Source organism: Sphingopyxis sp. (assembly GCF_035250425.1).
Classification (GTDB): Bacteria; Pseudomonadota; Alphaproteobacteria; order Sphingomonadales; family Sphingomonadaceae; genus Sphingopyxis.
In genome coordinates this window covers 1-6,361 of record NZ_DATFFD010000222.1, presented here as the reverse complement: position 1 = coordinate 6,361, position 6,361 = coordinate 1, and the positions used below count along the sequence as shown (strand labels likewise).

7 protein-coding genes and 1 pseudogene are annotated in these 6,361 nt (G+C 66.5%); 5 read left to right on the top strand and 3 right to left on the bottom strand.

Features of this window, described 5'->3' with window-relative positions; genetic code table 11:
• Window positions 1-71: 71 nt before the first annotated feature.
• Together VJ811_RS13270 and VJ811_RS13265 are read left to right on the top strand one after the other, a co-directional pair.
• Window positions 72-1,130 carry a CDP-alcohol phosphatidyltransferase family protein gene (locus VJ811_RS13270; protein WP_324073078.1) on the top strand — a complete coding sequence of 353 codons (1,059 nt, stop codon included), beginning with the start codon at window positions 72-74 and terminating at the stop codon, window positions 1,128-1,130.
• Complete coding sequence (locus tag VJ811_RS13265; RefSeq protein WP_324073077.1) at window positions 1,127-1,555, top strand: HIT family protein; 429 nt, start codon at window positions 1,127-1,129, stop codon at window positions 1,553-1,555. The genes VJ811_RS13270 and VJ811_RS13265 overlap by 4 nt, the downstream gene beginning before the upstream one ends.
• On the opposite strand, the gene VJ811_RS13260 is transcribed toward VJ811_RS13265, so the two are convergent.
• The 3 genes from VJ811_RS13260 to VJ811_RS13250 are packed head-to-tail and all read right to left on the bottom strand — an operon-like array spanning window position 1,543 to window position 4,021.
• Entirely contained in the window at window positions 1,543-2,307 is a 765-nt protein-coding gene (locus VJ811_RS13260; RefSeq protein WP_324073075.1) for a phosphocholine cytidylyltransferase family protein, read from the bottom strand. The two genes, VJ811_RS13265 and VJ811_RS13260, sit on opposite strands and share 13 nt — an antisense overlap.
• Window positions 2,304-3,098 (bottom strand): nucleotidyltransferase family protein, encoded by a 795-nt coding sequence (locus VJ811_RS13255; protein ID WP_324073073.1) that lies wholly within the window; start codon window positions 3,096-3,098, stop codon window positions 2,304-2,306. Before VJ811_RS13255 ends, VJ811_RS13260 begins: the two co-directional genes overlap by 4 nt.
• Window positions 3,095-4,021: an alpha/beta hydrolase gene (locus tag VJ811_RS13250; protein WP_324073071.1), complete on the bottom strand. Its 927-nt coding sequence runs from the start codon at window positions 4,019-4,021 to the stop codon at window positions 3,095-3,097. Before VJ811_RS13250 ends, VJ811_RS13255 begins: the two co-directional genes overlap by 4 nt.
• A 118-nt stretch (window positions 4,022-4,139) precedes the next feature.
• Between VJ811_RS13250 and VJ811_RS13245 the strand changes: the two genes are divergently transcribed.
• The 3 genes and pseudogenes from VJ811_RS13245 to VJ811_RS13235 all read left to right on the top strand — a co-directional run.
• Window positions 4,140-4,970, top strand: coding sequence for a diacylglycerol/lipid kinase family protein (locus VJ811_RS13245; RefSeq protein ID WP_324073068.1), 831 nt, complete (start codon window positions 4,140-4,142; stop codon window positions 4,968-4,970).
• Complete coding sequence (locus VJ811_RS13240; protein WP_324073067.1) at window positions 4,967-5,815, top strand: metallophosphoesterase; 849 nt, start codon at window positions 4,967-4,969, stop codon at window positions 5,813-5,815. The genes VJ811_RS13245 and VJ811_RS13240 overlap by 4 nt, the downstream gene beginning before the upstream one ends.
• Window positions 5,816-5,871: 56 nt before the next feature.
• Window positions 5,872-6,361, top strand: a pseudogene (locus VJ811_RS13235) (hypothetical protein); the annotation flags it as partial.

Below are 6,361 nucleotides of genomic sequence, written 5' to 3'. Positions count from 1 at the left end.
ATCAACCAGTTCCCGACCCCCGCCTCGATGCGGCAGGCCGACATCATCCTCGATTTCGCAAGGACGCCGCGATGAGCGCGCCGATCCGTCTGCTCGGCGATAACGCCACCCCGATCTGGGGAATGACCAACGCCGAGCGCTGCCGCCGCATGGCGGAAAAAGACGGCAAGCCGATCGCGCCGGGCCATGAACTGGTCTTCAACCTCGCTTATGTCTTCGACCCGATGCTGCTGCGCTGGGTGATCGAACAGCCGGGTACGGTTTTCGCCTGGGGCGGCGCCCCCGTGATCGGGCAGGTTCCGGCCGGCAGCGACCCGATGGCGGCCGCGGTCATCGACCTGTCGGACGGGCGCAAGCTCTATAATCGCCAACTTCGCAAGCTCGAACAGCCGTTCGTCAGGGATCTGACCCCCGGCACGCGGCGCGAGATCGAGCGGACGAGCTATTTCGGCGCCTATAAGGGCGTCACCGACGCGCTCACAAAATATCTGTGGCCCGAACTCGCGCTTTGGCTGACGCGCGGTGCGGCGAGCATCGGCATGACCCCGAACATGGTGACCGCGATCGGGGCGGCGCTCTGCATCTACGCAACCTATCTCTTCGCTTCCGGCCATTATTGGACCGGCATGCTCGCCGGCTTCATCTTCATGGTGCTCGACACCGTCGACGGAAAGCTTGCGCGCTGCACGATCACCTCGTCGAAATGGGGCAATGTCGCCGACCATGGCGTCGACCTGATCCATCCGCCCTTCTGGTGGTATTTCTGGGGCGTCGGGCTCGGCACCTGGGGGCTTGCGCTATCGAATCAGACGTTTATCCTCGTGATGGTCGCGGTCGTCGCAGGCTATGTACTCCAGCGCGTGATCGAGGGATTGTTCATCAAGGACTTAGGCATGGACATCCATGTCTGGCAGAAGTTCGACAGCGATTTCCGTCTGGTCACCGCGCGGCGTAACCCCAATTTCGCAATCCTCTTTTTCGCGACGCTGTTCGGACGCCCCGACATCGGGCTGATCGCGCTCGCGTGGTGGACCGTCATCTCGCTGGTCGTCCATGCGGTGCGGCTGGTGCAGGCCTATGCGGTCAAGCGTTCGGGCCGCCCGATCGTCAGCTGGATGGAAGAGGCATGAACGACACGATTGCGAAATTCGGCCATCCGGCGACGCTGATCGCCGAATATGAGCATTGGGTCGTGCTGCTGCGCCCCGCGCAGCCGACGCTCGGCGCGCTAGTGCTGGTCGCGAAATCGGATGCGACCGCGTTCGGCGACCTGCCGGCCGAGGCGCATGCCGAACTCAAGCGCGCGACCGCCGCGATCGAGGCGGCGCTGAGCGAGGCCGTCGGCTATGCGAAGATCAACTATCTGATGCTGATGATGGTCGACCCGCACGTCCATTTCCACGTCCTGCCGCGCTACGAGGGCGAACGTTCGGGCGCGGGGGTGACGGTGGCCGACGCAGGCTGGCCGGGGCAACCCGATCTCGGGCAAGCGGTGAAGCTGGGCGATGCTGAGGTCGCCGCGCTCGCCGGCTGGCTCAAACCCTATTTCGCGTAGCGGCCTTCTTCGGCCCATTTCGCCGTAAGCGCATCGGCGGCTTCGACATCCTGCGGGAAGTCGACTTCCTGCCATTCGAACCCCTCGATCGACACGGTGCCGACGCGGTTGCCCTTCGCGATGATGTCGATCGCGCGCAGATACCAGCGCTCGACCCCGTCGGGGGTGCGCATCATCTGGTCGACCTGGTTGCGAAAGATCGACGGGCCGTCGCCGACGAACGCCAGCATGCCGATCGATTCTGCGTTGGTGTCGGGGGGCAGCAATCGCTTGCCGATGTGATGCAGGCGGCCTTCGGCGTCGCGGTTCACCTTCATATCGTCGTCGTCATAGTCGGCCTTGACGTCGACGGTGACATTGATCGGCTCGTTCGCACCCGCGATCAGCTTCGCGACGATCTCTTCCGAAATGATGGTGTCGCCGTTGAGGATGATGAAATCGCGGTCCATCTCCTCGCGCGCGATCCAGCAGGTGCCGAGATTGTCGGCGACCTGAAAGAAGGGATTGAACAGGGTGCGAATGCGCGCACCGGTGTCGCGATAGAGCTGGAGCGCATGATCCTCGACGCGTTCGGTGCGAAAGCCCGTGACGACGACGATGTCCTTGATCCCGTTCGCGACGAGCGCCGCGACCTGCCAGCCGATCAGCGTGCGACCGTTGAGGTCGATCAGGCATTTGGGGATGTCGCGGGTCAGCGGCAGCAGGCGCGAGCCCTGCCCGGCCGACAGGATGATGGCTTTATCGATGGTCATAGGGGCTGCCCTATAGCGCCTTGCCGCCGCGCGGCAAATATGGCTTCGATCAGTTCGATGTCGGCGGGCTTGTCGGCGTCGATGCACGCCTCGGGCTCGGACATCGGTACGACCTTGGCGTCGAGCCCGAAACGCAGTCCCGCGCGTGCGACGCCCTGCTGGATAGTGAAGAGGCGGAGCAGAGCACCGATCAGCAACCACGGGCCAAACGCCGCGATGATTTTGAGCCCCTTCTTGCGGTCGCGTTCGATGCGCCCCCAGAAATCGAGTAACGGCAGCACGCGGCGCCCGCGCAGGCGGAACATGTTCGCCCCCGACCACCAGCCGCCGCGGAACTTCAGCCAGGTGCGCTTGGATTGCGGATAGCGCGTGAGCAGCGTTTCGCGCTCGACCATTGCCACCGCGACGTCGCCGTCCTCGGCGCCGCGCAGAAATTCCGCGACCATCGCGGAGGTGAGCAGCACATTGTCGGCGGTGGTCACGAGCAGCGGATCATCGCCCGGTGGCAGCGCGGCGGCGAGCGAGCTGCTGATCCCCTGCCCCGAATCGGCGAAATGCAGGTCGGCGAGCCCGGCCAACCCCGGTTCGGCGGCAAGCTCGGCGCTGTTCTGCGCGAGGATCGTGATTGCGCCGACTTCGGGCGAGGCGCGGAGTGCCTTCACGACATGGACCAACATCGCCTGCTCCGCGATCGGCAGCAGCGCCTTGGTCGACACGCCGGTGCCGGTCAGTAGCGGGTCGGGGCCGGGGCGGCTGCCCGCAAGGATGATCGCCGGTATCGCGTCGCTCATCGCGCCGTCTCCGCCGCGGGAGCAATACGCCGCGCCGTGACGCCGCGCAGGAAGTCGGTCGCCTCGTCGAGCACCGGCCCCTTGCCGCGGAAAGGGCCGGCAAGCGCCATGACGATGCCGGTATGGCCTATGCCCGGATAGACGCGCAAAGTCGCCGCCCCACCCGCCCGCTCGATCGCGGCGGCGAGGTTCTGGCTGTTGCGCGGGCGCACCACCGCATCCTCGTCGCCGCTCGCGAGCCAGAGCGGCGGCGCGTCGCCGCGCGCGAAGTGGATCGGCTGGGTCTTCTCGATCGGGTTGACCTTGCCCATCGCCTTCTCGGCGCGGCCGCCCTTTTCGAGCGGCAGGAAATCATAGGGACCGGCAAGCCCCGCGACACCGCGGATGATCGACGGGTCGCTCTTCGCACTGCGCAGCCATTGCGGGTCGAGCGCGAGCATCGCGGCATTATAGGCGCCCGCCGAATGGCCCATCAGCGCGATCCGGTCGGGGTCGCCGCCAAGCTTTGCGATATGCTCGTGCGTCCATGCGACCGCCGCGGCGCTGTCCTCGATAAAGTCGGGCCAATAGGCTTTGGGTACGAGCCGATAGTCGGGGATCACCACGACGAAGCCCTGCCGCGCCAGCGCGCGGCCGGCGAAACCATAGCTGCCCCGCTCGCCGCTGTCCCAGCCGCCGCCGTAGAAAAAGACGATCACCGGCAGCTGGTCGCCAGCCTTCGCATTCTCGGGCACCCAGATGTCCAGCGACTGGCGCGGCCCGTTGCCATAGGGCTGATCGGCCAGCAGCAGCCTCGCCCCATCGCCCTGTCCGAGCAACCGGTCGGCCATGTTGAGCGACTTGGCGCCGCCCGCGACGATCATCTTGGCGCCGCCGCCGAACAGCAGCACAAGCAGGATCACCACGAAGAGGAATTTGATCAACCGTCGTCCTTTGGAAACCGGCCCCGCCATCTTTCGCGCCCTACAGGGCGGCGGTGCGGCGAACAAGCTGCGCGGCAAGCATCGCGACCTTTTTCACGCTCGCGCGTAGGACAGGGCGATGACCAGCCCTTTTTCCCGCCCCGCCCTCGTCTGCAACAGCCAGAGCGGCAGCCACGACGACGCCATAATTGCGGAGATTGCCGAAACCTGCCGCGCCTCGGGCGCGCCGCTCGTCGCCGTCTTCGCGCTGCCCGACGACGATATCCCCGGCGCCGCCGAGCTGCGCCGTCAGGACATCGACTTGCTGCTCGTCTGGACGGGCGACGGGACGATCAACGCCGCTGCGCGCGATGCGGCGGGTTGGGATGGCGCGCTCCTGCCGCTGCCCGGCGGCACGCTCAATCTCTTGTCGAAGGCGCTGCACGGCGACCGGACCGTGCCCGAGATTCTGGCCGACGCGCTGCAAGGCAAGGGCCGGCGCAGTCCGATCCCGACGATCCGGTCCGATACGGGCGAGGCCTTCATCACCATCGTCGCGGGCCCGGCGACGCGCTGGGCCGAAGTGCGCGAGACGATGCGTCAGGACGGGCTGATCGAGGCGAGCCGCGCGGCGCCCGACGCACTCGATGCGATGGCGAATGCGCCGGGCGTCCATGTTGCGGGGCATGAACAGGCCTATCCCGCGGTCATCCTCACACCCACCTCCAAAGGCATTCGCGCCGACGGCGTCCTGACCGAAAGCACCGGCGACGTGCTGCGCCACGGCCTTGCGTGGCTGGGCGGCGATTTTCGCGATGGGCCGAGCGACGAGATTGCGACCGGCGAGACGATCGTCCTCGAAAGCGATGCCGCAATCGGCCTCGAATATGATGGCGAACTGGCCGAGGTTCCTTCGCCCGCGCGCTTCGGCTTAGGGGCGAGTGCGGTGGACTTTCTGGCGACGGCATGACGCGACTCTTCCATATCAGCGACCTGCATTTCGGGCTCGAGGATCGCGGCGCGCTCGGCTGGTTCGGCAAATGCGTGCGCCGCGAACAGCCCGACGCGGTGCTGATTACCGGCGACCTCACGATGCGCGCGCGGAGCCGAGAATTTGCAGCGGCGTGCGACTGGATCGGCGCGCTCGACGTGCCGGTGACGGTCGAGGTCGGCAACCACGACCTCCCCTATTTCAACCCTTTCGCACGCTTCTTCTATCCCTATCGCCGGATTCGCGGGATCGAGGCCTTGGTCGAGCGCGAACTTGACCTGCCTGGGGTGGCGGTCGTGCCACTGAAGACGACGGCGCGTGCGCAGTGGCGGCTCGACTGGTCGAAAGGCTGGGTGACGCCCAAGGCGCTCGCCAGGACACTCGCCGCGATCGACGCGCTGCCGCCTGGCACGACAATATTGGTAACCGCGCACCATCCGCTGGTCGAGGCGGGCACCAAGGGACGCGCGCTGACCCGCGGCGGCGAACGCGCGCTGACCGCCCTGGCAGAACGCGGGGTCGCTGCGGTGCTCACCGGCCATGTCCATGATGCCTTCGACCTCGTCGCGCAAACCGAGGCCGGTCCGATCCGCATGATCGGCGCGGGCACGCTGTCGCAGCGCATCCGCTCGACCCCGCCGAGTTTCAACGAGCTGCGGATCAAGGACGGCGGCATCGCGGTCCGCGTTCGCAACGTCGAGGCGGTGCCAACCCCCGATATGCAGATCGACGACGTGCCGCCCGACGCCTTGCCGCCACGCGAGCCGGGCGAACCGGTGGCGCCGATCGACGCTGTGCCGCCGGTCGATCCGCCGGTGCATTGACGCGGCGCCTTATCCCGTTACGTTGCAAGAAAAAACGCAAAATGGGATGAGAGACGATGCTGACAAAGGGTGACGATTTCCCGCTGCACCAGAGCGCCGAACCGATCGCGTTCGCGGGCACCGACCGCAATTTCTACGACCGCTATTTCTTCAACGGCACTTCGCCTGACGGGTCGGTCTTTTTCGCCTCGGCGATGGGTTTCTACCCGCAGCTCGGCATCGTCGACGCCGCCTTTTGCGTGCTGGCGGACGGCGTGCAGCATAATCTGCGCGCGAGCCGCCGGTCGGGCGGCGAGCGGCTCGACCTGTCGGTGGGGCCGATCTCCATCGCCATCGACGCGCCGCTCGAAACGCTGACACTCCGGATCGCCGTAAACGACGGCCCGCTCGCGGCCGAGCTGCACTTTACCGCGCGCCACTTCCCGATCGAGGAGCCGCGCTTCACACGCCGCAACGGCACGCGCCTGTTCATGGACTATACGCGTATGACGCAAAACGGCCATTGGTCGGGCTGGCTGTCGGCCGATGGCCGGCGCGTCGATGTCG

Excerpts from the sequence above, each read along its gene's own strand:
- VJ811_RS13270 (WP_324073078.1), top strand. The coding sequence starts at position 72 with ATGAGCGCGCCGATCCGTCTGCTCGGCGATAACGCCACCCCGATCTGG.
- VJ811_RS13265 (WP_324073077.1), top strand. The coding sequence starts at position 1,127 with ATGAACGACACGATTGCGAAATTCGGCCATCCGGCGACGCTGATCGCC.
- VJ811_RS13260 (WP_324073075.1), bottom strand. The coding sequence starts at position 2,307 with ATGACCATCGATAAAGCCATCATCCTGTCGGCCGGGCAGGGCTCGCGC.
- VJ811_RS13245 (WP_324073068.1), top strand. The coding sequence starts at position 4,140 with ATGACCAGCCCTTTTTCCCGCCCCGCCCTCGTCTGCAACAGCCAGAGC.
- VJ811_RS13240 (WP_324073067.1), top strand. The coding sequence starts at position 4,967 with ATGACGCGACTCTTCCATATCAGCGACCTGCATTTCGGGCTCGAGGAT.
- VJ811_RS13255 (WP_324073073.1), bottom strand. The coding sequence starts at position 3,098 with ATGAGCGACGCGATACCGGCGATCATCCTTGCGGGCAGCCGCCCCGGC.